The 26,558-nt window shown below is 66.2% G+C and carries 28 protein-coding genes; 7 read left to right on the plus strand and 21 right to left on the minus strand.

Going from position 1 to position 26,558, the window contains the following annotated elements; translation table 11 throughout:
- Positions 1-16 precede the first annotated feature (16 nt).
- Positions 17-2,017, minus strand: coding sequence for an AsmA family protein (locus AC3A35_RS07905; protein WP_487435799.1), 2,001 nt, complete (start codon positions 2,015-2,017; stop codon positions 17-19).
- Here AC3A35_RS07905 and AC3A35_RS07910 point away from each other — a divergent pair.
- Positions 1,986-3,101 carry a Yip1 family protein gene (locus tag AC3A35_RS07910; RefSeq protein ID WP_487435800.1) on the plus strand — a complete coding sequence of 372 codons (1,116 nt, stop codon included), beginning with the start codon at positions 1,986-1,988 and terminating at the stop codon, positions 3,099-3,101. The two genes, AC3A35_RS07905 and AC3A35_RS07910, sit on opposite strands and share 32 nt — an antisense overlap.
- Before the next feature lie 116 nt (positions 3,102-3,217).
- Positions 3,218-3,604, plus strand: a complete 387-nt coding sequence (locus tag AC3A35_RS07915; RefSeq protein WP_487435494.1) for a VOC family protein — start codon at positions 3,218-3,220, stop codon at positions 3,602-3,604.
- 67 nt (positions 3,605-3,671) lie between these two features.
- On the opposite strand, the gene AC3A35_RS07920 is transcribed toward AC3A35_RS07915, so the two are convergent.
- Positions 3,672-4,172, minus strand: coding sequence for an SRPBCC family protein (locus tag AC3A35_RS07920; protein ID WP_487435495.1), 501 nt, complete (start codon positions 4,170-4,172; stop codon positions 3,672-3,674).
- A 301-nt stretch (positions 4,173-4,473) separates the two neighbouring features.
- Here AC3A35_RS07920 and ada point away from each other — a divergent pair, with 301 nt between their 5' ends.
- Together ada and AC3A35_RS07930 are read left to right on the plus strand one after the other, a co-directional pair.
- Positions 4,474-5,544, plus strand: coding sequence for a bifunctional DNA-binding transcriptional regulator/O6-methylguanine-DNA methyltransferase Ada (ada, locus tag AC3A35_RS07925; RefSeq protein WP_487435496.1), 1,071 nt, complete (start codon positions 4,474-4,476; stop codon positions 5,542-5,544).
- 115 nt (positions 5,545-5,659) lie between these two features.
- Entirely contained in the window at positions 5,660-6,583 is a 924-nt protein-coding gene (locus AC3A35_RS07930) for a DNA-3-methyladenine glycosylase family protein (protein ID WP_487435497.1), read from the plus strand.
- 34 nt (positions 6,584-6,617) lie between these two features.
- On the opposite strand, the gene AC3A35_RS07935 is transcribed toward AC3A35_RS07930, so the two are convergent.
- The 13 genes from AC3A35_RS07935 to pqqA form a co-directional block, all read right to left on the minus strand.
- On the minus strand, positions 6,618-7,193 hold the full coding sequence (locus tag AC3A35_RS07935) for an NnrU family protein (protein ID WP_487435498.1): 576 nt from the start codon (positions 7,191-7,193) through the stop codon (positions 6,618-6,620).
- A gap of 68 nt (positions 7,194-7,261) precedes the next feature.
- A complete protein-coding gene (locus AC3A35_RS07940; protein WP_487435499.1) occupies positions 7,262-8,077 on the minus strand; it encodes an ABC transporter permease in 816 nt (271 codons plus the stop codon).
- Positions 8,078-8,103: 26 nt separating this feature from the next.
- Entirely contained in the window at positions 8,104-9,285 is a 1,182-nt protein-coding gene (locus AC3A35_RS07945) for an ABC transporter substrate-binding protein (protein ID WP_487435500.1), read from the minus strand.
- A gap of 130 nt (positions 9,286-9,415) precedes the next feature.
- Positions 9,416-10,402, minus strand: coding sequence for a PQQ-dependent catabolism-associated beta-propeller protein (locus AC3A35_RS07950; protein WP_487435501.1), 987 nt, complete (start codon positions 10,400-10,402; stop codon positions 9,416-9,418).
- Between the two features lie 44 nt (positions 10,403-10,446).
- Positions 10,447-11,217 carry an ABC transporter ATP-binding protein gene (locus AC3A35_RS07955; RefSeq protein ID WP_487435502.1) on the minus strand — a complete coding sequence of 257 codons (771 nt, stop codon included), beginning with the start codon at positions 11,215-11,217 and terminating at the stop codon, positions 10,447-10,449.
- Positions 11,210-11,992 (minus strand): ABC transporter ATP-binding protein, encoded by a 783-nt coding sequence (locus tag AC3A35_RS07960; RefSeq protein ID WP_487435503.1) that lies wholly within the window; start codon positions 11,990-11,992, stop codon positions 11,210-11,212. The genes AC3A35_RS07955 and AC3A35_RS07960 overlap by 8 nt, the downstream gene beginning before the upstream one ends.
- 3 nt (positions 11,993-11,995) lie before the next feature.
- Positions 11,996-12,829 carry an ABC transporter permease gene (locus AC3A35_RS07965; protein WP_487435504.1) on the minus strand — a complete coding sequence of 278 codons (834 nt, stop codon included), beginning with the start codon at positions 12,827-12,829 and terminating at the stop codon, positions 11,996-11,998.
- Complete coding sequence (locus AC3A35_RS07970; RefSeq protein ID WP_487435505.1) at positions 12,826-13,815, minus strand: ABC transporter substrate-binding protein; 990 nt, start codon at positions 13,813-13,815, stop codon at positions 12,826-12,828. Before AC3A35_RS07970 ends, AC3A35_RS07965 begins: the two co-directional genes overlap by 4 nt.
- A 132-nt stretch (positions 13,816-13,947) precedes the next feature.
- Positions 13,948-15,126 (minus strand): pyrroloquinoline quinone biosynthesis protein PqqE, encoded by a 1,179-nt coding sequence (gene pqqE / locus AC3A35_RS07975; protein ID WP_487435506.1) that lies wholly within the window; start codon positions 15,124-15,126, stop codon positions 13,948-13,950.
- Between the two features lies 1 nt (position 15,127).
- A complete protein-coding gene (gene pqqD / locus AC3A35_RS07980; protein ID WP_487435507.1) occupies positions 15,128-15,409 on the minus strand; it encodes a pyrroloquinoline quinone biosynthesis peptide chaperone PqqD in 282 nt (93 codons plus the stop codon).
- Complete coding sequence (gene pqqC / locus AC3A35_RS07985; RefSeq protein ID WP_487435801.1) at positions 15,406-16,185, minus strand: pyrroloquinoline-quinone synthase PqqC; 780 nt, start codon at positions 16,183-16,185, stop codon at positions 15,406-15,408. The genes pqqD and pqqC overlap by 4 nt, the downstream gene beginning before the upstream one ends.
- A gap of 23 nt (positions 16,186-16,208) precedes the next feature.
- Positions 16,209-17,123, minus strand: coding sequence for a pyrroloquinoline quinone biosynthesis protein PqqB (gene pqqB / locus AC3A35_RS07990; protein WP_487435508.1), 915 nt, complete (start codon positions 17,121-17,123; stop codon positions 16,209-16,211).
- A 53-nt stretch (positions 17,124-17,176) separates the two neighbouring features.
- Positions 17,177-17,251: a pyrroloquinoline quinone precursor peptide PqqA gene (gene pqqA, locus AC3A35_RS07995; RefSeq protein WP_108951310.1), complete on the minus strand. Its 75-nt coding sequence runs from the start codon at positions 17,249-17,251 to the stop codon at positions 17,177-17,179.
- 210 nt (positions 17,252-17,461) lie between these two features.
- Between pqqA and pip the strand changes: the two genes are divergently transcribed.
- On the plus strand, positions 17,462-18,559 hold the full coding sequence (pip, locus tag AC3A35_RS08000) for a prolyl aminopeptidase (protein WP_487435509.1): 1,098 nt from the start codon (positions 17,462-17,464) through the stop codon (positions 18,557-18,559).
- Here the strand turns inward: pip and AC3A35_RS08005 are convergent.
- A complete protein-coding gene (locus tag AC3A35_RS08005; protein ID WP_487435510.1) occupies positions 18,517-18,735 on the minus strand; it encodes a hypothetical protein in 219 nt (72 codons plus the stop codon). The two genes, pip and AC3A35_RS08005, sit on opposite strands and share 43 nt — an antisense overlap.
- A 156-nt stretch (positions 18,736-18,891) precedes the next feature.
- Positions 18,892-20,040, minus strand: a complete 1,149-nt coding sequence (locus AC3A35_RS08010; protein ID WP_487435511.1) for a DUF3047 domain-containing protein — start codon at positions 20,038-20,040, stop codon at positions 18,892-18,894.
- 314 nt (positions 20,041-20,354) lie between these two features.
- On the opposite strand from AC3A35_RS08010, the gene AC3A35_RS08015 reads away from it, so the two are divergent.
- On the plus strand, positions 20,355-21,812 hold the full coding sequence (locus AC3A35_RS08015) for a sensor histidine kinase (protein ID WP_487435512.1): 1,458 nt from the start codon (positions 20,355-20,357) through the stop codon (positions 21,810-21,812).
- Positions 21,809-22,438: a response regulator gene (locus AC3A35_RS08020; protein ID WP_487435513.1), complete on the plus strand. Its 630-nt coding sequence runs from the start codon at positions 21,809-21,811 to the stop codon at positions 22,436-22,438. The genes AC3A35_RS08015 and AC3A35_RS08020 overlap by 4 nt, the downstream gene beginning before the upstream one ends.
- A gap of 42 nt (positions 22,439-22,480) precedes the next feature.
- Here the strand turns inward: AC3A35_RS08020 and AC3A35_RS08025 are convergent, their stop codons facing one another.
- The 4 genes from AC3A35_RS08025 to AC3A35_RS08040 all read right to left on the minus strand — a co-directional run bounded on the left by AC3A35_RS08025 (position 22,481) and on the right by AC3A35_RS08040 (position 26,284).
- The gene (locus tag AC3A35_RS08025) at positions 22,481-22,930 is read right to left on the minus strand and encodes a tetratricopeptide repeat protein (protein ID WP_487435514.1); all 450 of its coding nucleotides are present in this window, start codon (positions 22,928-22,930) and stop codon (positions 22,481-22,483) included.
- 35 nt (positions 22,931-22,965) lie between these two features.
- Entirely contained in the window at positions 22,966-23,817 is an 852-nt protein-coding gene (locus AC3A35_RS08030; RefSeq protein WP_487435515.1) for a tetratricopeptide repeat protein, read from the minus strand.
- A 122-nt stretch (positions 23,818-23,939) separates the two neighbouring features.
- On the minus strand, positions 23,940-25,223 hold the full coding sequence (locus AC3A35_RS08035) for an oxidoreductase (protein WP_487435516.1): 1,284 nt from the start codon (positions 25,221-25,223) through the stop codon (positions 23,940-23,942).
- A 200-nt stretch (positions 25,224-25,423) separates the two neighbouring features.
- Positions 25,424-26,284, minus strand: coding sequence for a hypothetical protein (locus tag AC3A35_RS08040; protein WP_487435517.1), 861 nt, complete (start codon positions 26,282-26,284; stop codon positions 25,424-25,426).
- Positions 26,285-26,558: the final 274 nt, after the last annotated feature.

Genomic DNA, 26,558 nt, shown 5'->3' on the forward strand with positions numbered 1-26,558 from the left:
GGACCTCGGCGCCCGCTCAGCGCTTCTCGGTGCGCAGTTGCTCCAGCAGCGGGATGCATGGATTGGGGCGATCGGAGCTCGGACTGACCAGTGCGAGCAGTCCGGCAATCGGCGCCATGACCGCACCCAGCGCCACCATCCCTGCCCCGCGCGCCAACAACGGCCCGGCCTGCACGCCAGCGTCGGGATCCTTGAAGGTGCCGCGCACATACAGCGGCGAACGCAGCGAAAAGATGCGCATACCCTTGGATCGGGTGCGTACGTCGAGGTCCAGGCGTTCGTCGGCGAGGCCCGCCGTGCCGCCGATGTCGACACGGGCGTTCTCGGTGTCGAACAGGAACACGCGCGGGTTCATCAGCCCGGCCTCGACCCCGAAGTCGGCCACCGCACAGTTGATCCTCACCTCTTCGTCGCCGAAGATCTGGGTGACCAGATAGCTGCCGACGTTGAGCCCGGCGATCTCCATCAGGCCGCGGCTGATGGTCCCGTCGTTGACGATCAGCCGCATCTCGCCGTCGGCGCTGCCGAGCAGCGCGGCGATGGAGTTCCCGGTGCCGCGCAGATCTACCTCGCCGTTGGCTTCGCCCAGACTCGTCTGCATCGGTTCGAAGCCGGGAAAGAGCTTCTTCAAGCCGAGTCGCCGGGCCTTGAGGCGGGCATGCCCCCGCATCTGCTTCTTGCGCCCGTCCAGCACCACCATGCCCTCCAGACTGCCGCCGGCGACGCCGACGCGCAAGGGATCGAGCCGGAGTTCGCCATCGGTGAGCAAGAGCTGCGTCTGCATGTCGGAGAAGGGCAGTTCATCGCCACGGTCGAGCTGCTTCCCGCTCAGGCGCACGTCGGCATCCATGTCGCGCCAACGCTCGGTACGGAACGGGCTCACCGGCAGCACGCGGTCCGGCGGCTGGCGGGGGCGGCCCGCGCGTGGTGCGTCGTAGTCCGCCCCGATCAGTGGCGCCAGATCGGCAAAACGCAGCAGTTGCGAGCTGACTTCGCCCTTGAGGAGCGGCCGTGGCTCGGCGTCCGTGTAGCTCAGGCTGCCACGGACGTCGCTGTCGCCGATGCGGCCGTTGAAGTCGCGGTAGTGATAGACCGCCCCTTCCGGTTTGCGCAGTGCCGCGCTGAGGCGGCCGTCGGTGGAATAGGCCGAGGAGTCGGGCAGGGTCAGCCCGGTCAGCGGATAGAGATCGGCCAGATTGGCGCCGCTCAGACGCAGCTGCAAGTCGAGGGCGGCGAGATTGCGCAGATCGGTCAGGGTGCCGACCACGGCGATGCGGGTGCTGCCGATCTTCAGGTCGGCCTGCAGGGGAAACGGACGGCTCGGGTCATGCACCGCGAGCAGGCCGCCGATCCGGCCGCTGCCGGTGAAGGCCTCGTCCCGATAGCGCCCCTTTGCCTGCCATCCGAATACGTACTCCAGCGGCACCGACTCAGGCGTCCCGGTTGCCCCCTCGGTCGGCGCCGCACCGTCCTTGCCCATGATGTCGCTGAACGGAATCGACGCTCCCAACGGCTCGATCGTGGCCTCCAGCTGGATCCGGCCGATCGCGTCGGCAACGGCAAGGCGGCCGCGGTCAAAGGCGATTTCGCCGATATCCAGTTTCCAGCGCATGGCCTCGGGCTCGTCGTCCTGGTCGAAAACCCAGTTCGCGCGCCCGTCGGCGAGCCGTTCGAGCGCAAGTGCCGGTTGGCGCACATCGATGCGCGGGATGAGGACCTCGCGCCGGAGCAGCGGCAACAGCGCGAGGCGCAGATCGACCCGTTCGAACACGGCGAACTCGGGTGCTGTGGCCCAGCCCGGATTGCCGAGTCTGAGGTCGGTCGCGCCTACATGCATCCACGGCACCAGCCGGCGCCAGCCCGCCGTGTCGGCATCGCGCCGCCAGTCGACCGTCAGCTCGCCGTTGATGGCAAAGGGCCTGCCGAGCGCACCGGAGACGCGCTCGTTCAGGGTGGGCTTGAGCCGATTCCAGTCGGCCGTGGCGATGAAGATCAGCGCTGCCGCAAGCAGCAGCACGATCGTCAACCCGATTCCGGCGATCAATTTGGTGGTGCGTCTCAAGCCTGCATTCTCCGGTTCCGCGACGAGACCGCATCGGGCGCGATCCACTGCTCCATCCGCCGGCGATCGGTTCCGCCCGCACGACGAGGTCTGGAATGAGGGTCGACTGCCGCGGCGGCAGATGATTCCCGCTCGGGGCAGGCTCGCGCGCCCGCATTCCGCTCCCGACCGGCACGGGTGCGCGATCGACGGCACGGCGATGCCGCCGACACCGGTCCGCTGGAACCGGCGCAGCCTGGGCGCCCGCTGCGGTCCGGACAAGTTTTTGCACCGCTTCGGGCACCTGCGCGCAGGAAGGCTGTCCACCCAAGTGCCGGATCCCCGTGTTTCGCGACGGGGTGGCGCCCCAGTGAAGTGGCCGCCCCGGGTTCAGGCGGTGATCCGGCACCTGCTCATCCTGACGAAGCGAGCCGCGGAGTTTCCGGCGCGCAAGGAGGTCGATATGACGCTGCACAATCTGCCGAAGATGCTGTACTCCTACACCGAAGGGTGGCCTGAGTTGATTCGCATCCATCCGTCGGTGATGCGGCTCTTCACCCTGTACGTGATGCCGATGTCGCTGATTCCGCCGGTGATGTTCATGTATTCGAGCATGGTCACGCCGGGCGCGGTGTTCCCGGAACTCGTGCCGCAGATGACGATGGGCGAAGCAATTGCGGTCATGATCACGCTTTACCTCACCCAGTTGGTGATGGTTCCCTTCATGGCCTCGATGATCCAGCAGATGGGAGAGGTCGTGGATATCACCCCGCGCTACGAAGATACCTTCATGCTGGCCGCGATCGCGCCGACGCCGCTGTGGCTCGCGCCGCTCGCGCTGCTGGCCCCCTTCCTGTGGGTCAACGTCGCGGTGGTGGCGCTCGCATGGGTCGCCTCGGCCGCGCTGATCTACCACGGCGTGCCGCCGCTGTTCAAACTCGAGGACCCGAGCAAGGCGCACCTGATGGGCACCTTCGTGCTCACCACCGGCGTCATTGCATGGGCCGCCCTGCTCGTCATCCTGACCCTCGCGCTCAGCATGATCGTCGGCCTGCGCTGACCCTGACAGCGAGCGCACATGCCGGTTCTCGCCGCGCGGCGAGGACCGGTTTCGATTTCCGCTGCCATGCCGATCGCCACCTCGCCCCTGACGACGCTGCCCCGAGGATCCCCGCGATGACCGTCGAGCTCAATCACACCATCGTGCATGCCCGCGACAGCCAGGCGTCGGCCGCGTTTCTGACCGACATCCTCGGCCTCCCCGCGCCGGGTCGTTTCGGTCCGTTCCTGGTGGTCGAGGTCGACAACGGCGTCAGCCTCGACTTTCTCGATACCGACGCCGGGATCGTCCCCCAGCACTACGCCTTCCTGATCGGCGAAGCGGAGTTCGACCAGATCTTCGGGCGGATTCGCGAACGCGGCCTTCCGTTCTGGGCCGATCCGGGAAAGTCGCGATCGGGCCAGATCAACCATGGCGATGGGGGCCGCGGGGTGTATTTCGAGGATCCGGACGGCCATCTGCTGGAGATCCTGACTCGGCCCTACGGCAGCAGCGGCCGGTGACGAAGTGCAGGCCATCGCCGGTGAGGCGCCCGTCAATACGACCCGGGGGCGCGCCCCGACGCCGTGCTCAGGACGGTCTGGCAATTTCCGCCCCCGCGCCGGTGCCGAGATGTCGGCTGAGACCAATGCCGCCGGCGCGCATGATGGCGTCGTGATTCCAGCGGAACAGGGGCTTCAACAGCGGGGCAAGCGCGTTCATCCACGGCCGCGTGGTACGCACGTGCCATTCGTAGCGCACGGTGGTCAAGCCCCCGTCGCGACCAAGGTAGCAGCAGCCGACGCCTTCGAGTTCGCCCTCGACCCGGCCCTCGATCAGACACAAGGGCTCGACCCGCGTCACCCGGGTGACGAAGCTCAGACGGAAGGGCAACACGCTCTTGCACACATAACGCCGGCGAGCGCCGACCCCGTTGATGTCGCCGCGCGTGAGGGTGTCGACCCGCTCGACCCCGGTCCACCAGGCGGGCCACCCCTCGGCATCCATGATCGCCTCCCACACGGCATCGATCGGGGCATTGAATTGCCAGCGCGTGATCAGATCGTACTGGCTGTTCGCGGGTTCGGACATTCGGGCCTCGTCGGCTCAGGTGAAAACAGGTCGGACGCGCGGACGTCGCACTCCGCGCGCGATCGCGAAACGGCTGGCGCAAGTCGTGGGTCGGATCTCGCCCGTACTTCATCAAATACCATGCCCGCATCACCGGCCAGAATTTTCTTGCGCACGGGGGGTTGGTGCCCGCCCGCCGGATTGCCGCGACGCCGCGGCCCGGCGTACAGTGCAGCACGAATTCAAAAGCAAGACCCGGAGTGTGGGGCGGGGTCGTGATCGTTAAAGTGGGACCTGTCGAACACGCCGAGAGAACGATCAAATGTCCACCAAAGCCGAAATCGCAGCCAACACGATTGCCGACCCGCGCTGGGCAGCGGTCGTGGCGCACGACGCCGTGGCCGACGGCCAGTTCTTCTATTCGGTCAGCACCACGGGGGTCTACTGCCGCCCGTCCTGCGGCGCCCGTACGCCAAGACCGGAGCACGTCCGTTTCTTTCCGACGACCGCTGCGGCCGAGCACGCGGGTTTCCGTCCATGCAAGCGGTGCAAGCCCGATCAAGCGCCCTTGGCCGAGGTTCATGCTGCCCTGATCGCCGGCCTGTGCCGCCACATCGAGCACGCCGAACCGGCGCCGGGGCTGGAGCAACTGGCCCGCATGGCGCAGATGAGCGCCTCGCACCTGCATCGGGTGTTCAAGGCGGTCACCGGGGTGACGCCCAAAGCCTATGCGACCGCCCATCGCGCCCGGAAGATGCGAGGCGAACTCGAGCACAGCGGCACCGTCACCGAGGCCATCTACCAGGCAGGCTACGGTTCCAGCAGCCGCTTCTACGAACAGTCGAACGGACGCCTCGGCATGACCCCGAAGAACTACCGCACCGGTGGTGCCAACACCGTGATCCGGTTCGCGGTGGGCGAATGCTCGCTGGGTTCGATCCTGGTCGCCGCGAGCGAACGCGGGGTGTGCGCGATCCTGATGGGAGACGATCCCGACGCCCTGGCCCGGGATCTTCAGGACCGCTTCCCGAAGGCCGACCTCATCGGCGGCAATGCCGAGTTCGAGGAATGGGTCGCCACGGTCGTCGGCTTCGTCGAGTCGCCCAGACTGGGGCTCGAGCTCCCGCTCGACGTTCGCGGCACGGCATTCCAGCAGCGGGTGTGGAAGGCCCTGGCCGAAATTCCGCCCGGAACGACGGCGAGCTATACGGAGATCGCCCGCCGCATCGGATCGCCCACGTCGGTGCGCGCGGTCGCCCGGGCATGTGCCGCCAATGCGCTCGCGGTCGCCATCCCCTGCCACCGGGTGGTGCGCACCGATGGCGCGCTGTCCGGATACCGCTGGGGTGTCGAACGCAAGCGTGCGCTGCTGGAGCGCGAGGCCCACGCATGAACGCCGGCGTTCGACCTCACTGTCCGGGGTCCAGGGTCGCCATGCCGGCTGATTGTCGCCGGGGCGCCGGCAACGCGCGGCCAACGCCGTCAGCCGACTTCGGCGCATCCTTGCCGTGAGCACGCGACTGTCCTGCTCCTTCGCGCTGCCGACGGCGTTTCGACCGGAAGACATCCTCGCCTTCCATCGCCGCGACCCGGCGGAAGTTGCGGAACGGGTAAGCGCGACCGCGCTGCACAAGGGCCTGCGATGGAACGATGCGCCGGCTTGTTTGAGCATTCGCTTTGAATCGGGGCAGGCCGACGCGGAACTCGCCATTGACGGGGTGGCGTCTGCCGATGACGAGGCACGGCTCGCTACCATGGTCCGCCGCATCCTCGGCCTGGATCAGCGCGTCGAAGCATTCGAGGAGGGTCTGCTCGACCACCCCGAAGTCGGCACGCTGATCGCAAGCCAGCGTGGATTGCGCGTACCGCTCGCCACGACCCCTTACGAGGCATTGAGCTGGGCCATCATCGGCCAGCAGATCAGCGTCGGGGCCGCGGTTTCCATCCGGCGCAGGCTGATTCTTGCCAGCGCGGCGCGCCATTCCGACGGACTGCTGTGCTATCCGCAAGCCCGGGATATCGCCGAATTCGACGCAGAAGCCCTGCGCCGGCTCGGATTCTCGGCAAGCAAGGCCGCCACCCTGCTCACCGTATCGCGACTGGTTACCGACCACGCGCTCCCGCTCGATGCGTGGCTGCATACCCTGCCGGTGGACGAAATCCAGCAACGCCTCCTCGCCGTGCGCGGCATCGGTCCGTGGACGGTGAGCTACACCTTGCTGCGAGGTTTCGGCTGGCTGGACGGTTCGCTCCATGGCGACGTCGCCGTGCGCAGAGCGATGCAGGCGCTATTCGGCTCCGACGAGAAGATCGGCGAAGAGCGGGCAAAGTCCTGGCTGGCCGAGTTCTCGCCGTGGCGCGCCTTGCTCGCCGCGCACCTGTGGCGCCTGCTCGCCGCGAAGGCGTCCGCCAACTTCAGCGCTGCGCCCTGAGCCGAAACCAGCCGGAAGTGGCCGACGTCATAGGTCAGCGCCCCATTGGCGAGATCCCGATCAGCCAGCTGTGCAGCCACAGCACGAAAGCGACATAGAGCGCGAGGCCGCCGACCACGGCAATGACGTCGTTGGCCCGGGATGCCGGTGCGGCCGGGATCGGGCGCTGGCTGCGGCGCTTCATCGAGATGCGGTCCGCCACCGCCCAGGCGAGGAAGGCGCCGAACAGCACCACGTCCGCCAGCATGCCGTTGGCGAGCAGGTGGGCCAGCGCCCACAGCTTGGTGGCAAGCAGCATCGGATGCCGGGTGGCGGTGCGGATTCGTCCCGGCAGGTAGGCCGCAAGCAGCAGCGGGAACACCGGAACAAGGAGCAGCATCGCCAGATGGCGCAGCCATGCGGGCGGCAGGTAGAGCATCACCGGATCGAGGCGGGCGAGTTCGTAGCCGCGCACGATGAGGATGAAGCCGGCGATCGCGACCACGGAGTACACGCCCTTCCACGGCCATTCCCCCATTTTCGCGACCATGCGGTTGCGCCACGGCTCGTTGACGATGGACAGGGAATGCACGGCGAGGAACAGGACAAGGCCGAGAACGAGGACACTCATGGGTCATTTCTCCACAATGGGCAGGTGCTCACCGTAACACGCCACGCCGGGCTGCGGATGGCGCCCGATCAGCCCCCGCCCGGTTTCCCGGCGCGCTTGACGATCCCGCGCTGCGGATCGTAGCCCCATGCGGCAAGCAGGAAGAAGCCCGCCAGGCAGCCGATGACGATCGCCAGCGACTGCGGTGCCCATTGCCCGTAGAGCGCAAAACGGGTCGCTTCCACGGCGTGGGTGAACGGGTTCCAGGCGGCGATGAAGTGGATCACGGTGGCGCCGGACTCTTCGAGCTTCCACAGCGGATACAGCGCCGGCGACACGAAGAACATCGGGAAGATGACGAAGTTCATGGTGCCGGCGAAGTTCTCGAGCTGTTTCACATGGACCGACAGCAGCAGGCCGAGTGCACCGAGCATCATCCCCGACAGCACCAGCACCGGCAGTGCATAGAGCCAGCCCGACCATGGCACCCCGACGTCGAATAGCACCGCGATGGCGAGGAACACGTAGGCCTGCAGCACCGATAGCAACGTGCCCGCCAACAACTTGGCGAACAGCAGGTAGGAGCGCGGCAAGGGCGCGGTGAGAAGCAGACGCATCACCCCCATCTCGCGGTCATATACCATCGCCAGCGACGACTGCATGCCGTTGAACAGCAGCACCATGCCGAGCAGGCCGGGCACGATGTAGGTCTGATATGGAATGTAGGTGTCGTAGGGCGGGATGATCGAGACCCCGAACACATTCTGGAAGCCGGCGGCAAACACCACCAGCCACAGCAGCGGACGCACCAGGGCCGAGGCAAAACGGCCGCCCTGGCGGACGAACTTGGCCACTTCGCGGCTGGTGACGGCCTGCAGGGCGAGGAGCGCATGGCGCAATTTCATGAGGGGCTCCGGTGCGACCGATGGGTTCAGGGTTTGCAGCGGCTGTCGCGCTGATCGAAACCCAGCGTATCCATGTTGTTCTGCTGATGCAGGAAACCCTGGATCGGCGCGCGCTCGATCACCGCGTTGTGGGTGGCGAGCAGGATCGGTTGGCGCAACTGCCGGTCCCAGGAACGGAAGCCAAGCCGGTTGCCCTTGAAGCCATCGATCGTGATCTCGTCGCCGCCGAGGTAACTCACGAGTTTTGCGAATGGTGCGTTATTGGTGCGCACCACGGCCTCGACCACCGACTTGATCGCAATCCACGCCGCCCAGTCGGGGCTCGACGGCTGGCGCCCGGCCTGTTTCTGCATCCGGCTCGACAGTTGCGGCGCACCGTGACGCTCCCAGGCCCAGTGCCAGCCTTCGGCAACCAACCCCTCGCTGCCGACCACCGGGCGCGGGCGCACGGTTCGATACGGCAGGCCACGGGCAAACTCGCCTTCGCTGTCGGCGACGAACACCACATCGTGATCGGACCCGCCGGTCAGCAGCAAGGGATTGCCCTGATCACGCTGGCGCGGGTCGTTGCTGAGCACGAAGCCGCGCTTGTCCACGATCTTGAGGCCGAAGCGTTTTGCCGAGGCCTCGAAGGCCGCGCTCAGCAGCTTGTCGGCCGCCAGCGGCCCTTCGAGCAGCAGCACCGAACGCCATTTGCGCGACACCAGGTACTGCGCCATCGCGTCGGTCTGCATGGCATGGTTGGGCAAGGTGTGGAACAGATGCGGCTGGCACTGTTCCTGGCGCAGCACGTCGTCCGCGGCCGACACGTTGAACAGCAGCATTTCCTTGCCGCGGGTTGCCTTGGCCAGTTCGGCCACGACCACGGCTGGCGCATCGACCAGGAAATAGCGCACTCCACCGGCCTGCAGCGTGTTCACCTGCGCCAGCAGCGCCGCGGCGTCGGCGCCCTTCACCCGCTCGAGCGCGAACTCGAGCTTGAGCGCCTGGCCGACGAAGCGCGCTTCCCGCATCGCCACCTCGGCGCCGGCAAAGGGCTGGCCGAACGGCTGCGACAGGGTCCGATAAAAGCTCCGCTTCTCGTCATAGCGCACATCCTTGTCGAGCTCGAGAAAGGCAAAGCGGATGGTTTCGGCCGCCGCAGGAAGGCTGACCAATAGCACGGCAACGATGGCCAAGGCCTGGCGGAGCAGATTCAATAGAGTCACGAGGAATTCCCTGGAGGTGGCAACTACTCCCTCCCCCTTGAAGGGGGAGGAATAAGGTGCCGACACTGACTTCACGTCATCAATTGCCGGGTAAATAAAGGGCCCATGGGTCGCGCAAGCGGCGTATGCATCAGTCGTCGATCAACGCGGCGTAAGGCACGCGCCCGACCGGCACCGAACGCAAGACTTTGTTGGACTTCGTATCGACGATGGACAGGTCGTCCGACAGCCCGTTCACCACGAACAGCCTGCTTTCGTCACGACTGAGGGTGACGCCCCAGGCGCGCTGTCCGACCAGGACATACTCCCTGACCTTGCGGCTGGCCACATCGACCACCGCGACGTGATTGGCGCGCCCGAGGGTGACGTAGGCCGTCTTGCCGTCGCGGGTCATGGTGATGCCGACCGGGGTCACGTCGTCGGCACGGAAGCCTTTGGGCGTGAACGGCACCGTACCCTTGATCTCGTTCTTGCCGGCATCGATGACGGTGACCGACCCGCCGAGTTCGTTGGTGACCCAGATCTCGCTGCTGTCGGGGGTGGCGGCAAAGCGGCGCGGCCGGTTGCCGACCACGATGTTGGCGGTGATCTCGTTGGTCGCGGTATCGATCACATGCACCATGTTGGCGACCTCCGAGGTCACGTACAGGCGCTTGCCGTCCGGGCTCATCATGACGCCTTCGGGCTCCTCGCCGACCTCGATCTCGGCCACCGCCTTGCCGGCCGCAACATCGATCACCGAGACCTTGGCATCTTCTTCCATGGAGACATAGAAGCGCTTGCTGTCCGGGCTGAAGGCGAACATCTCCGGATCTTCGCCGACCTCGATCGAACGCTCCACCGCCAGCTTGGCGATGTCGATCACGTCGACGCGTCCGGAATTGCTCGCGACCACGAACAGCTTCTCGCCGTCGGTGCTGAACCTCATGTCGCGCGGCCGCTCGCCGGTGGGGATGGTCTTCACGACCGCGTAGGTCTTGCCATCGAGCACGGTCACTGCGTTGTCGTTCTCGCTGCTGACGAAGATCTGGCCGGTACCCTTGGCGTACGCGGCGGTCATCGGCAGGGATAGCAACACAGTGGCGGCAAGTGCCGCACTGAGCGAATTCAGTCGCATATTGGTCGTCTCCTGTTGGTTATTTATTTTACCTACTGCGTCAACTACTGCGGTGGTCCTGCCGAGGGTTCGCCACCGCCGGTCATCTGCAGAAAGGCCTCCGCCAGCGTAGCAGTCGCGGATGCAGTCACCAGCGTCTGCGGCGTCCCTTCGGCAAGAATCTTCCCCTTGTGCAGCACGATGACACGGTCGGCCACCTCGGCCTCGTCCACCAGATGCGACGCCCACAGGATGCCGACGCCCTGCTCGCGCAGCGCCAACACTTCTTCCAGCAACTGCCGGCGTGATGCGGGGTCGAGCCCCACGGTGGCCTCATCCATCAGCAGCACCGAGGGTTTATGCACCAGCGCACGGGCCAGCTCGACCTTGCGCCGATTGCCGCCGGAGAGTTCGCGCACCCGGTCGCGCGCGCGCTCGGCGAGACCCAGTCGCCGCAGCGCGTCGGCGATGCGCAGCCTGGCCTCGCGTCCGCCGATGCCATGCAGGCGCGCGTGAAAAACCAGATTCGCCTCCACGCTCAGGTCGAGATCCAGGGTCATCTGCTGGAACACCACACCGATGCGGCCGAGTGCGCGTACCGGCTCGCGCCGCATGTCGTGGCCGCACACGCGCACGATGCCGCCGTCGGCGTTGAACAACCCGGTCAGCAACTGGAACAGCGTGCTCTTGCCTGCGCCGTTCGGCCCCAGCAAGGCGACGAACTCGCCCGGCGCCACCGCCAGGCTGACGCCCTTGAGCGCTTCGCGCGGTCCGTAGGACTTGCGTACATCCTCTACCTGCAGCGACCACTGTGCCACGCCCGCTTGGTCATGCATCCGCACCCACCTCCCTGTCGTCCGTGTTGCCGGCGTGATCCGGCAGCCCGGCGAGCAACTCCGGATAGCGCTCCAGCAGCTCCCGCTGCAGGGCGACCACGCTGGCGTCGTTCGGCGAGCGCTGACCGGTAAGCCCGGTCGACCACTCGAGTACCACCCTGCCCGGCGCGCCGGACATGAAACACACCCGATCGCCGAGTGCCAGCGCCTCGCGCAGATCATGGGTCACGAACAATACGGTCGAACTGCACCGACGCCACAGATTGACCAGCATCGCCCGCAGGCGGTCGGCGGTGGGCGCATCGAGCGACACGAAGGGTTCGTCCATCAGCAGCAGTCGGGGTTCGATGACAAAGGCCCGGGCCAGCGCCACCCGGCGCTGCATGCCACCGGACAGCCGCCCGGGATAGGCATCGAACACGTCGCCGAGCTCCATCGCCTGCAGCAGCTCGCGCGCCCGCGCGGGCGCGCTCGGGTCGTCGCCCGCCACCAGCAGCACGTTGTCGAGCACGGTCAGCCACGGCATCAGACGCGGCTCCTGGAACATGAAGCCGATGCCGTCCCGTGGTGGTTGACCATCGAGGGTGACGCGCCCCTCGACCTCGTGGTCGAGTCCGCCGACGACGTTGAGCAAGGTGCTCTTGCCGCAGCCCGAGGGACCGACCACGCAGACGAACTCACCCGGCTGGAGCTGCAGCCTCAGGTCGGCCAGCGCGACGTGCGAGCGCCCGCCGCGATCCGGATAGCATTTGCGCGCGATGTCGATATCCAGCATCGTTCAGCCCCTCCACCGCGTCAGCCGGCGCTCCAGCGGGCGCAGCACAAAGGCCTCGACCACCAGCACGATGGCGGCAAACACCAGGGTGTAGGCGAGAATCCCGGCGATGTCGAAGAACTGGAAGAAGACATTGAGCTGGAACCCGATGCCGTTGCTGCGACCGAGCAGCTCCACCACCAGCACGATCTTCCAGATCAGCGACAGCCCGGTGCGCGCGGCCGCCATCAGATAGGGATAGAGCTGGGGCAGATACACCCGCGACAGCGTCCGCCAGCGTGGCAGGCGGTAGGCGTGGGCGACCTGCATCAGGCGCGGATCGATCGCGCGCGCGCCCTCGCGCACGGTGACGATCACGGTGGGGATCTTGTTGATCGCCACCGCGATGATCGCGGCCGTGTCGTTGAGGCCGAACCACACGTAACACAGGATGATCGTGACCAGCGCGGGCACGTTGAGTCCGAGCACCAGCCAGCCGTCGAGAAACAGATCGAGCTTGCGCCAGTGCCCCATGGCGATGCCGATTACGGTTCCGATCACCATCGCGGCGCTGAAGCTGATCACCACCCGCGACAGGGTGATGCCGAGGTGATACGGCATCGCCAGCGACACGGTCTCGTCGACGACACGGCCAAACACCGTCAGCGGCAGCGGCAGCGAATTGCTCTGCAGCACGACCGCGAGCACATGCCACAACACCACGAACACGAGCAAGGACGCGAGGCGCACGCCCGCGTCGCCTCCATGCCAGAACCGCCTCAAGCGCGGCCCCGCAGGTGCCGCGGCCAGGCGTAGTGCAGCGGTGTCATGGCCGGCGCGCTGAACCTTGCCGGTCACCGATCCTTGCCCCCGGCCCAGAAGGTGCCTTCGGCGAGCGTTCCGGCCTTGCCGACCAGGGCCGGCCCACCCTCGGCGGCGAGGATATCGAACACCTGGCGCGCGACCTGCTCGGCCTCGCCCATCGTCGCCGCCGGAATTCCGGCACGAAAGCCGTCGCGCAGCGCAATGAAGGTGGCATCGTCGGTGATCTTCATCATCGGCCGCAGCGTGGTCCACACCTCGTCCGATTCACGCATGTGCTGCTTGGCCGCGGCCGATGCGCGCAGGAAGCCGCGGATCGCCTCCGGATTCTTCGCCGCCCACTGTTCGCGAAAGACCCAGCCCACCAGCGGCAGTTCGCTGTGCACGCCGAGCGTGCCCAGAATCTCGCTCATGCTCAGCAAGGGCACCATGCCGGCGGCCTGCAGGCGCGCACTGTAATGCCAGAAGTTCAGCCCCGCCGGCAGCTCGCCGCGCAGCATCAGTTCGTTGAGCAGCGGCGGCGCAACGAAACTGGGTTCCAGCCAGTCTGCGGCGTCCGCACCCACGGTACGGCGGGCATAGGCGCGCAGCAGCAGCCAGCTCTTGTCGAGCGGCCCGCCGGCCACGCCCAGGCGCTTGCCCTTCAGGTCGGAGAACTGCTTCACCCCGGCGTCGGGACGCACCATCACCCCGCCCACCGCCAGCGAATACGGCACGAAGGTGAAGTCCTGCCCCTCGGCACGCTGACGCGCGACCCAGATCCAGTCATTGACCACGATATCGACCGCATCACCGAGCATGGCGATATTGGCCGCATCCTTCAGGGCGAGCGGGACGACCTCGATACGCACGCCCTCGCGCTCGGCGAACCCGCCCTTCTGCATCACCTCGAGTTCCCAGCTGACGGTGCCGAACTGCAGCACGCCTACCCGCAGCGCCGGCGGTTCGGCAGCACCAACGGGCGCGGCCGCGACGCATAGCAGCGCGACGAGCGCCAGGCCGGCTCTCAGAAACGACTTCATGGTGCTCTCCTCCGTTCTTGTTCGCTGTGCGCCCGAGGGTCGCATAGCGCTCTTATTCCGTGCCCGCTCGGCCCTTGATGAAGCCTGCTGGTGGGCTCCCTCCCCTTCAAGGGGAGGGAGCTAATCATCACCCTACTTGGGCTCGTGCACGGGCTCCGCCGACGGCGCGCTCGCCAGCACCGGTCTGCGGCGCGACTCCTCGGGCGTACGGAACACCAATGGTATATCACGGGCGACGACTTCGCCGCCCTGCGCACGCGCAACGGCCGCCATCACCACGTCGTGGCGCGGCGACTTGTCGCACACCGGGTCGGCCGCGGCCGCATCGCCGGTCAGCATGTAGGCCTGGCAGCGGCAACCGCCGTGATCCTTTTCCTTCTCCGGACAGCTCTGGCACGGCTCCTTCATCCAGCCATGGCCACGGTAACGGTTGAAGCCTTCGGACTCGAACCAGATGCGCTTCACGTCCATATCGCGCACGTTGGGGAAGTTCAGCCCCGGCAGCATCCGCGCCGTGTGACAGGGCAAGGCGGTGCCGTCCGGGGTGATGGTCAGGAACACGTTGCCCCAGCCGTTCATGCACTTCTTGGGACGGTTCTCGTAGTAGTCCGGCACCACGAAGAATATCCGGATGCGATCGCCATAACGCTCGCGGCGCTCGTTGGTGACGCGTTCGGCGCGTTCGATCTGCTCGCGCGACGGCAGCAGCTGGTCGCGGTTCAACAGCGCCCACGAGTAGTACTGGCTGTTCGCCAGCTCGAGGTACTCGGCATCGAGCGCCACCGCCATGTCGATGATCTCGCCGATGTAGTCGATATTGAGCCGGTGGATCACGCAGTTCATCACCATCGGCCAGTCGTTGTCCTTGATGATGGCGGCCACCCGCTGCTTCAGTTCGAAGGTGCGGGTGTGGGACAGGAAATCGTTGAGTTCGCGGGTCGAGTCCTGGAACGACAGCTGGATGTGGTCCAGCCCCGCCTGTTTCAGCGCGGCGGCGCGGGTCGCGGTGAGCCCGACCCCCGAGGTCAGCAGATTGGTGTAGAAGCCCAGCCGGTGCGCTTCAGCCACCAGCACCTCGAGATCGTCGCGCAGCAGCGGCTCGCCGCCGGAAAAGCCGCACTGCACGCTGCCCGCCGCCCGCGCCTCGCGCAGCACGCGCAGCCAGTCGTCGGTGGAGAGTTCGTCGGGGATATGGGCAAAATCGACCGGGTTGTAGCAGAACACGCAGTGCAGCGGACAGCGGTAGGTGACCTCGGCCAGCAGCCACAGTGGCGGGCCGGGCTGTGCCGAAACCGGAGCAGGCGCGTTCATGTCAGACCTCGACCCAATGCTGTTGTCTTGCCATGGCCAGAAAGGCGATGACGTCGGCCTGCAGGCCGGTGGCGCCGAAGGCCTGCTCCAGATCGGCCACCACCGCGTCCACCGACCGCACGCCGTCGCAACGCTTCAGGATCTCGCCCGCGCTCTGGTTGAGCTTGACCATGCCCTCGGGGTAAAGCAGCACCCAGGCCTGCTGGGCGTCTTCCCACTGCAGGCGGAACTTTCGCGACACCCTGGGCTGCATCTCGGGGCGGATCTCGGGCACCGCATTCATTGCGCCGACCCTGTACGCACGCGCGGCCCCTTGATCTCGATCTCGCACTGGCTGAGCATGATCGCGTCGGCCAGCGCCCACAGCACGTCGAGCTTGAACTGCAGGATGTCGAGCGCGCGCTGCTGCATCGCCCGGCTCTGGCTGAAGTAATCGAGCGTGAAGCGCAGGCCGTGGGCCACGTCGCGCCGCGCCTGGGTCAGCCGGTTCTTGAAGTACTGCAGCCCGGCGCTATCGACCCAGGGGTATTGCGTGGGCCAGGTGTCGATGCGCTGCTGATGGATGTGCGGTGCGAACAGCTCGGTGAGGCTCGATGCCACCGCCTCCTGCCACGGGCGCTGGCGGGCGAAGTTGATGTAGGCATCGACCGCGAAGCGTGCCGCCGGCGCCAGGTAGCGCAGCGAGGTCACGTCGTCGCGGCTCAGACCGACCGCTTCGCCGAGCCGGATCCAGGCCTCGATGCCGCCCGCATCGTGAATGCCGCCGATCTCGCAGCCGTCGTGGTCGAGAATGCGCTGGATCCATTCGCGGCGGATCTCGCGGTCCGGGCAGTTCGACAGGATCGCCGCATCCTTCACCGGAATCGCGATCTGATAGTAGAAGCGGTTCGCCACCCAGCCCTGCAGTTGCTCGCGGGTGAGCTTGCCCTCGGCCATCATCACGTGGAAGGGGTGGTAGATGTGGTAGCTGGTGCCTTTCTCGCGCAGCATGCCCTCGAACACCTCCTTGCTCCACGGCGCCTCCTGCGGGGTGACGGTGAGGTCGGCGATATGTTCGATGGTGTTCGCGGTTTGAAAGGTGTTCACAGCTCGATCTCCATGCCGTCGAAGGCGACCTCGATGCCGCGCGCAGTCAGTTCGGCGCGCTGCGGGCTGTCTTCGTCGAGTATTGGGTTGGTGTTGTTGATGTGGATCAGCACTTTGCGCGTCGTCGCCGGCAGCTGGTCGAGCCATTCGAGCAGCCCGCCCGCGCCCGACTGCGGCAGGTGACCCATGGCGCGCGAGGTCTTGGGCGAGGCGCCGAGGCGGATCATCTCGTCATCGGTCCACAAGGTGCCATCGACCAGCACGCAGTCTGCCTGCTGCATCGCGGCCCACACGTGCGGTTCCATCTGCCCCAGCCCGGGCGCATAGAACACGCGCTTGGCGCTTGCCGCATCGATCAGGCTGACACCGATGTTGTCGCCCGGCTGCGGACGGTCGCGGTGCGGCGAATAAGGCGGTGCATTGCTGATCAGCGCCAGCGCCTCGAAGCCCAGCCCCGGGCAACCGTCGATGGCGAACGCACCGGCCAACGGCACCTCGCGCCAGTCGATGCCGGCATAGTGGCCGAGCACGCCGAACACGGGATTGCCCACCGACAGATCTTCACGCACGCCCGACGTACACCATACCGGCCACGGCTGCCGATGCTCGCGCAGCATGTAGAGCCCGGTGGTGTGGTCGATCTGCGCATCGATCAGCACGATCGCCGCGATCGCGGTGTCGCGCAGCGCGCGCGCCGGCTGCAATTCGGGGAAACTGCGGATCTGTTGCAGCACGTCGGGAGACGCGTTGAACAGGACCCAATGTTCGTTGTCGCCGGACACGACGATGGACGACTGCGTCCTCGCCTGCGCACGGATGGTCCCTTTGCGCAACCCGTCGCAGTTGGGGCAATTGCAGTTCCACTGCGGAAATCCACCGCCTGCTGCGGCACCGAGTACGCGTATTCTCACACTGCCTCCCTGCGCGCGGGGCGACGCTGTACGCGCCACCCCGCCGGATCACCTTAACGGGTGGCGATGTACATCGTGATTTCAAAACCAAAACGAAAATCGCAGGCTGCAGGGGTTTCCCATTTCATGACTTGTCTCCTATTGGATGATGAAGCGACGTGGCGTTCCTGAATGACCGCTCACGACCCGAGTGTGCATTCGACGTCGCACCCGGCGCATCAGGAATCCGACCGGAATCGCCTCATGATTTTCATGAGATCACGGTCGCGGTATCGCCCGCGCCGTCAATCGAGTGGACGGCGTCGCGCTGCACCGGTTCCCCGGACTATCATCGGACCATGACCCGCTCCGCCAAACCCACCTCCGAACCCGCCCCAGAACCCACCTCGCTCCCCGGCACGACGTCTGCCGCGCTACCAGTGGCCCCGACCGCCACCGCCTCTCCGCGCGCGGAAGGTGCGCTGTTCGCGCCGCTCGAACCCTACGACCACGGCATGCTCGACGTTGGCGACGGCCATCGCGTGTACTTCGAACAATGCGGCACCCCCGACGGCATGCCCGTGCTGTTCCTGCACGGCGGCCCAGGAAGTGGCTGCAGCCCCCGCCACCGCCAGCTCCTCGACCCCCAGCGTTTCCGCACCGTGCTGTTCGACCAGCGCGGCTGCGGGCGCAGCACCCCGCGTGGCGAACTGACGGCCAACACCACCGCCCACCTGGTCGCCGACATCGAGCGCCTGCGCGCACACCTGGGGATCGAACGCTGGCTGGTGTTCGGCGGCTCGTGGGGCTCGAGCCTGGCGCTGGCCTACTGCGCGCAACACCCGGCCGCCTGCCTCGGCGCCATCCTGCGCGGGATTTTCCTGACCGGGCGTGCGGACATTGACTGGTTCTTTCGCGGTGCGGGTGCAGTGCGGCCCGAGGCCTGGGCGCGTCTCGTTGCGCCTTTGAGCGACGTGCAGCGGGCGAACGTTGCCGAGCACTATCTGAACGCAGTTCGCGCTCCGGAGCGCCACGCGGCGATTGCCGCGGTCGAGAGGTGGATGCATTGGGAGGCAGCGCTATCGAGTCCTGGGCGCCGGGCGCCCGAGTTGCCCAGACTGGAAGGCGATGCGATCGAGGCCGCGCTCGACAAGTATCGCGTTCAGGCGCATTACCTCGCACATGAGTGCTTCATTGGCGAAGACGCGGCACTGAAGTTTGCTGCGGCAATTGGCGGGATACCGACGGCGATTCTGCATGGCAGGCTGGATCTGGTGTGCCGGCCGGAGAATGCGCTAAAGCTGAGTCGTGCGCTGCCGGGTAGCAAACTCCGGTTTATTGACGACGCGGGACACAACCCGTTCGATGCGCCGATGGCTGGGGCATTGGTCTGGGCGGCAAGCCACTTTCACCGTTACGGAAGCTTTTCGGCATGGGATGCGGAGTTTGACTGCTGATCTTGCATCCAGACAATTTCATAGAAGACCGATGACCTCATGCAGACCTGTTCAATTGGGGCGTCCGGGTGCAGCGCGAGCATGCCGCTGGCCGCGGCGCCGAGCATGTCGGCGATGTGCGCGAGCCACCCGGATGCGCCCTCCCCAGATACCACGGACGCGATTGTCTCTTCCATTGCTGGTCTTTATCCATGGGCACGCTATGGATATCACTAGATCGGCGACATCCGGTAAGCATCTGTCCTTATGCGTAGGTGTTTTCCATAGGGCATTCTTCCGAGCCACAAGGTCGCGCGCATCGACTTCGACAAGGCGTCGCCGCCGAGGGCCGGCTAGAGCACCACCTGCTGCCGGCCAGACTGACCGATCGCAATCCTGCGGTATGCGCAACGACCATGCCGACGCATGAACAGCGAATTCGCAATCAGCCAGACTCTTACCACCCGCGTCGCATTGCCGCCGACGATGCGCCGGTAGTCATCGAACAGGTCGCGGCGTTCATTGAGTTCCACGCCCAGCTCGCTCACCCCGCTACGCTGCACCACATGGATCTCGACCGCATCCCAGCCCGGGATCGGGCAACGGAACACCTTGCCGACCGGCAGGCTCGAACTCCACATATAGGTGATGTCCTGACCGTCGTCGAACTCGACCGCGATCGACAGATAGTCATGGTTGAGCAGCTGGTCTTCGGGCACGGACGATGGCAGACGATCCACCACCCAGCGCCAGTCGAGTTGCAGCCCTGGCCGCAAGGGCTGATCGGCAAGCGGGTACTGCAGGATGCCGACGTTCTTGTGCGTCTCGCAGGCGATGTCGCCGCCCGGCGCTTCGGTAAAGATGCCACCGTCGCCAAAGGCAAAGAAATTGTGCCAGCCGGCCGGCATCAAGCGCGCCTGTCGCATGCGCTGCAGTTCGGCGCGCACCATGCCGTTCACATCGCCCTGGGCCGACAGGGCCAGCAGCCCGTCCTGCGCTTCGCCATTCCACACGACGGCCACCCCCTCCACCTGCCCCTGCGCGGCGAGATACTGCTCGACCGGCACCCACAGTTCGCCCCGCGGACTGGCAAACTCGCCCACGGAACGCGCGATCTGCAAGCTACCGTCCCGATCTGCGGTCAAGGTGCCCGTGTTCTGCATGCAGTTGTGGATGGCACTGTTCTCGGTGTGCCCCGCCACCCGGGCGAAGAACACGAAGCCAGGCTCCAGCCAACGCCCATGGTCCTTGCTGAACCACCATACGCCGTCGAGAAAGAACGACACCTGCTGACCGGCCTCGAGCGCCCCCAGTGTCTGGCTCCAGGGCAGGGTCGCCGGCGTGATCGTGAAATGCTCGATCCGGGCCACCGCGGCGATCCCTTCGGCCAGCCGCGCAAAACCCGACGCCAGGACTGCGGCGCTGGCGCCGGCGTCGGGCGCCGGCGACTGCATGTCCGCATAGGCCAACGCGCACGGTCCGGCAAGAAGCGGCGCGGCCACCAGCCCTTTCACCCATTGCCGACGTCCGGCATTGATGAGGCCGTGCCGACCATGATCGTGAGCACAAGCCGTTGGGGATGTTGCGCACGCTCCCGTTGGCTGCCCATCGGCGGCCGGGGCGATATTCTCATGTAGTGACACCAGGCGTCTCCTTGATCGTGGGCTCGGCCCTGCAAGCGATATGCATCCGAGCTGCGGCGCATGGTAGCGCCGGCCACGACCCGCAAGCGCCGAGCGACCCGACAGCGGGCAATTTGCCCGGAATGGCACAGGGGGCTTCCGTCAGCGAGGCGCAGGCGGGAAGATAGCGCACCATGCATGCCGACACCGCCAGCCCTGACGCTTCAAGCACCCGACTTCCATGCAATGGGGTGACGGATGCGCCGCCCGTCGGGCCCACCGCCGCTGCGCTCGATCTGCAGCGCAGCCTGCTGTTACGCCTGCTGGTTTTTGCCTTGATCTCGGCGCTCGTCCTGCTCGCCCTCCACGCCTGGCAGGTGCGGCGCGACGCGCTTGCCGATGTATCCCCGACCACGGCCATCGTCCAGCAACTACTGAACCAGGATCAGCCCCGTCAGGCCGACACATTCAACCGCGAGTCGATCCGGGTGGATCTTGCGATACTCGAGCCCCTGGCACGCCGCCTGGCCTTCTGCGTCGAGGTCGAAGACCTGTGGGTGCGCATCATCGCGGCGACGTGCATGCGCCCCTCGCCGCCGCGCCCCGGCGCCGCAACACTCGCACGCTGGCTGGAAGCCGCCCACGTTGCGACCGATGCGGCGCGACGACCCTTGCTGCGAGCGCCTGGCGTCACTGTGGGCGAAGTCCGCGTACGCCCGGATTGGCAGGCGGAAGCGTCGCGCTGGTTGTCCGCGGTTTACGTGGTCGTGGCAAGCTGGGTGGCGCTCGGTATTTTGGCGGCAGTCATCGTGCTGCCGGTCCGCCGCGCCCTGCGCCCGGCCGACCAAATCCTGGCGGCGATCGGCCGCCTTGAGGCGGGAGACACCCAGGTACGCCTGCCGCCCTTCGAGCTTCACGAGTTCCGCAAGATCGCGAACGAATTCAACAGCCTCGCCGCCCAACTGGCCGAAACCCGCGCCGCGGAACGCAGGCTGGCCACAAGGCTGCTCGACGTACGCGAACGCGAACGCCACTACCTTGCACGCGAGCTGCACGACGACATGGGCCAGCACCTGACTTCGCTGCGGGCGGACACCGCCTATCTGCGGCAGTCTCTCGCCGCGCCGGCGTCGCCCCTTGGCGCGGTACTCGACAGTCTCAGTGACGCCCTTGCGCGCATGCATGAAAGTATCCAGAACATCGTCCACCGCCTGCGTCCGGCCCGGCTGGACGCATTCGGCCTCAGCGCCAGCCTGGAACACCTGGTCTCCGCCTGCGCACGTGCCCCTGTTACGGGCACCCCCTGTATCGAATTCCGCCATCACGGACCACTCGACACCCTTCCCCCTGCCCTGGCAACCCATCTCTATCGCATCGTGCAGGAAGGGCTCACCAACGCCCTTCGTCACGCTGCAGCCAGCCTCATCGAGATCGACCTGGGCGTGGACGAAGATCGGCTTACGCTGTCCATCCGCGACGACGGCAAAGGCGACGACGACGCCTGTCCAGCGCCGGACGGACACGGCCGAGTGGGCATCCGCGAACGCGTATCCGCCCTGGGTGGCCGAGTCGCGTGGCAAACCGCTGCGGGAATGGGCACGCATCTCGTCGTCGAACTCCCGTCCCGGTCCCTGGGTACCGAGGCGCCATGATCCGTCTCCTGTTGATCGACGATCACGCAGTCGTCCGCCAGGGCTATCGCCGCCTGCTCGAACTACAGGGCACGATGACGGTGGTGGGCGAAGCCGGCACCGGCGCGGACGGCATGCATCTGTGGCGCGAGCGCCAACCCGATCTGTGCATCATCGATCTGGCCCTTCCTGACCTTGGCGGTCTTGAATTGATCACGCGCATCCGGCAACGCGATCGCGAAGCCCGCCTGCTGGCCTTCAGCATGCACCGCGACGCGCTATGGGCGTGCCGCGCACTGGAAGCCGGCGCCCTCGGCTATGTCACCAAGAGCAGTCCTCCCGAAGTTCTGCTCCAGGCGGTGAACGAGCTTGCCGGACGACGCTCGTTCGTCAGCCCCGACCTCGCCCGGGACGTCCGACGCCTGCGTGGAGAAGGCGACGGGCAGATGGCCGACGCACTGACGCCGCGCGAAACCGAAATCCTGAGATTGCTGCTCGACGGTCGCACAGCCGCGGATATCGCCCGCATCCTGTCACTCAGCCCGAAGACCGTGCACAACACGCACTACCAGATCAAGGCCAAACTCGGTGCGGGCAACGACTTCGAGCTCGTGCGCGCCGCCCGGAGGATCGGCTTTGATCCCTGACCCCGCACCGGCCCGGTTCGCTGACAACCCATGGGCAAAGCTTCAGTGGCCTGGGTCCCGACGGCGCAGATAGTCTGCAGCCTGAGCATCCCCCTCGTCCGCCGCCCGTTGCAGCCAGTAGCGTGCACGCACCGGGTCGGCGGCCACGCCGCGGCCTTCGGCCAGCGCCACACCCCAGTGGTACCGGGCCAGGGTCGCATACCCGCCCTGCTCGTCCGTCATCGCGCCGCGCTCCATCAGGCGTGCGGCACGGCCTTCATCGCGCGCCACGCCGATGCCCGACTCCAGGATCTGCGCCAGCCAGATCATCGAATACACATCGTTCCAGCGCGCAATGCAATCTTCGAAGATCCGGATCGCCGATGCGTGATCGCCCGTTTTTTCGGCGACATAGCCGTAGAGGCACTTGATCCGCCGTGGACTATCGACGAAATGGCGATAGCTCAGATCGCCCTCGTCGCCGGCCGACGCCATCTGTGGCTGCAACAACATGAGCGTAGCCGCCAGGCCCACGCGAGCCCGCCGCCTCATGGTCGCACGCCCGCGAAATCGGGATCGCGGAACAAACTGCCATCCACCCGTCGCCAGGCAGTATGCGATCCGGTGCGCAAGAACTCCGCTGCGGCGCTGTCACCCAGGTTCGCCGCCGTCTGGAAAAGCGCCAGCGCACGGACACGGTCTGCCGGCGTTCCCACGCCGAAATAAAGTGCGGTGGCATAAAGCGTCTTGGCCACGATGTGGTACTCGGTATTGTCTGCCGCGGCCGCCCGCGCGAGAAAATGGACGGCCCGCTCTGCGCGTTGGGGCACACCCGCCCCCGTCTCGTAAAGCTGCGATATCCGGACCAAACCAATGGCGTGGTTCTGACGCGCGCACAGACTGAGCAGTTTCAGCGTGGTCTCGTGATCGCCGCACTTCTCGAGCTCGAGCAGCGCGGACGAGAAATTGCCCGTGCTCAGGCCGCAATCCGTAGCCGCCTCCAGACTCGGTTCGGGCACCTCGTCATGACGCGGGTCCGGCTGCAATCCGCGACAGTAACGGTTGCGATGCAGCTGCTCCAGCGCGGTGGCCGCAACACCGTCCGCCCACAGCCGAAACCCCGTGGAATCGGCTGTTGCGCCCGACCACACCAGGCGCGAGCCGCCATGCGTCTCGTCCCAGTCCACGGACACACTGATGGGTCGGGCGTCCTCCAGGCTGATCGTGGCTTCGAAACGCGCCGGATCGGCGTCGAGCACACGGACGCCACTGCCCAGCACTGCATTCCAGACCCGCTCCGGGCCGGCCGTCAACATGCGCTCCATCGTCGTCGCCCCCGCTTCGAGTGTCAGAAGCGACAATACGGCGCCTGCCATTCCCGCTACCACGGTTCGTTTCATGATCTCCCCCGCATTCGACCCGCAGATTCTAGGAAGAGAAGATTCACCGCGTCCCGGGCAAAACACCCGCCGCAAGCTGCGCAACGGCCCGCCGGCAATCCCCTCGAACGCGCTCCGGGGCCTCACTCGTCCAGCGACCGCCCCTCGGATGCGAGCCCGAGTCGCATCAGCATTGCGTCCTTTTCCGCGCGGACGATGGGGTGGTAGCAGTCCGCCGGTTGCGCGCCCAGGTGGCCGACACAGGCATTGCAGTCGACGCAGCGCGGGCCGCGCTCGTTGTTGCGCAGGTGGTGGTAGAGCAAGGGGTCGGCGATGAAGGCACGGCCGGCGGAGACGATGTCGCACAGCCCCTGTTCGAGGGCGCGCTGCATCGCCTCGCGGGTGAGAAAGCCGCCGACGCAGATGACGGGTATCGACAGCCTGTCCTTGAACGCTCCCGTGTAGCGCAGGTTGAAGCCCTCGCGCGCGGGCCAGAACAGATTGAAAGCCACGGCCATCAGCGGCCACAGCAGGCGGAAGCCCCAGCGGCGGCCAAAGGGCAGCTCGCGCATGCTGCCCCGGACCATGTTGCGCAGACAGCGTCCGAAGGTGCCGCGCACCATGGGAAAGCCGGATTCGTAGTGGCCGACCGAGACCTCGATCGCATCGACGCCCTCTCCCTCCAGTATCGCTGCGATCGCCACCAGCTCGGGCGTTTTGAGGCCGGGCCGGAGCGGCAGGTAGTCCGAACCGTTCAGCTTGACGATGAGCGGAAAGCCGGGCTCCACGCGCATGCGGATGGCACGGATCACGTCCCGCAGCAGTTTCATCCGGTTTTCCGCCGAGCCGCCGTAGGCATCGGTGCGTCGATTGGTGTATGGGGTCAGGAACTGGCTCATCAGATAGCCGTTGGCGGCATGGATCTGCACGCCGTCGAAACCTGCGTCCTGGCAGCGTTCGGCGGCGTCGGCGTACTGTCCGACGATGCGCTCGATCTCGTCTATCGTCAGCGGGCGGGGCCGGGTGCCCGTCACCAGTTCAGTGCAATCCGAGGCCGACACCGCTTCGTCCAGGCCCGCGAAGCGTGGCACGACCTGGCGGCCGCAATGATTGAGCTGGGCGAATATTCGCGATCCGTGCAGATGCACCGCCGCGACCAGTTGCGTGAGCCCGGGCATCTTGTCTTCGTCGTCCGCGCCGACCTGCCTGGGTGCCGACTTGCCGTCCGCACTGACATAGATGTTGCCGGTGATGATCAGGGGCGTCCCGCCCCTGGCCATGGGCAGGTAGAAATCGATGAGTTCGCGGGTAACGAAGCCCTGGTCGTCTGCCCGCGTCTCCGCGGTGGCGGTCTTGATCAGGCGCCCGGGCAGCATGAGCTTGCCGATGGCGATGGGCGAAAACAGTATGCTCTGCTGCATCGGCATGTCGGCCTCCTGTGGGGGTTGGACCTGGCGCCCGCACGTGTCCCGCTCGCCCCCTTGGAGGTATAGCACTTCCTCGGCTGCCGTCCGCCTGCAGGCGGCGTCACTGCTCGCTGATGAACGGTACGCCACAGCCAGGGCGGACCGCCTTCACCCCACGATGAAGGCGCGCACCTTGGCCGGCACGGACCATGCTCCTGTTTTCATGGCTTAGGTTTTCGTTCCAGATCCTGGACTGACGAGCTCACGCGGGGAGCAGCGTGCGCGTCAGTCCGCGCCGCCGGCATATCATCGTCATTGGTGACGAGCTTCGGTATCGGTTCGAGCGACAGTCGCTGCGCGAGCTTGAGATCGTCGGCTGACAGGTTGCGAATCACGTTTTCGCGTTCTCGTGCGGCGTCCAGATTGTGCTTGGCCGCGGCACGGTTCATCCAGACATAGGCGTACACCGGACTTCTCTCGAAGCCGACTCCGTCGCGCCAAAACCGCCCGAGCTCGAGCATGCCTTCCGGGTCCTCCGCGTACGCCGCACGCTCAACCCAACGGGCTGCCAATGCGTAGTTCTGCACCGCGCCAATGCCAGTGCGGAACACCTGGGAGAGCTTGATCATCGCGCCCGTATGCCCCTTCTCGGCAGCCCTGGTCAGCCATGTCAGCGCTTCAGCACCATCGTGTCCGTCCAGTGCCGCGTCCACCAACAGCTTTCGACCGACCCTGAACTGGGCCTCCGCGTCGCCGGCTCCGGCTGCAGCGAAAGTCTCGGCGTTCAGCTGCACGTAGGCGTCGGGCTCGACACGCGTTTCCTGTTCGTCGCGGTCGGGGCCGCCGCTGAACAGCAGCGCAACGCCGATCAGTCCGAGCAATACGAAACTGCCAGTGAGGACCGGTAGTGTCGTATTGACCCTCTCTTTGCGCGCCCGAGCGAGAAAGCGGTGCGAACAGCTCACGCACCGGTAGGGATGCGTGTCAGGGTTCGATTGCTTCTCGGTCCGAGACTGCCATTTCGATTCCCGCACCTGGGTCGATCCGCACTCGGGGCATGCGAGCTTGCTATCGAGATACATCTTTCCGGCGTCCCTTCAGACGAGATCATTATTTGTTTGGATGCTGCGGGGTGGACTCCAATCTCAGCAACGTGCCTCCGGACACAGCATGAATTCTAGTCGGGATTCAAAATGAATGCTGCGGGACAAGGGCGGATCACGATCGTAAAGTGCGGGCGATGACGTCGGCTAACGCGCGTTAGTCCGCCGTATGACGATCACCAGGCTGCGATGACACTCGAGTGCCTCCTGGTATGCGCTGCTGCATTGGTATGTCGGGCTCCTGTGGGATTGG

Source organism: Azoarcus sp. Soil_N_20 (assembly GCF_057656155.1).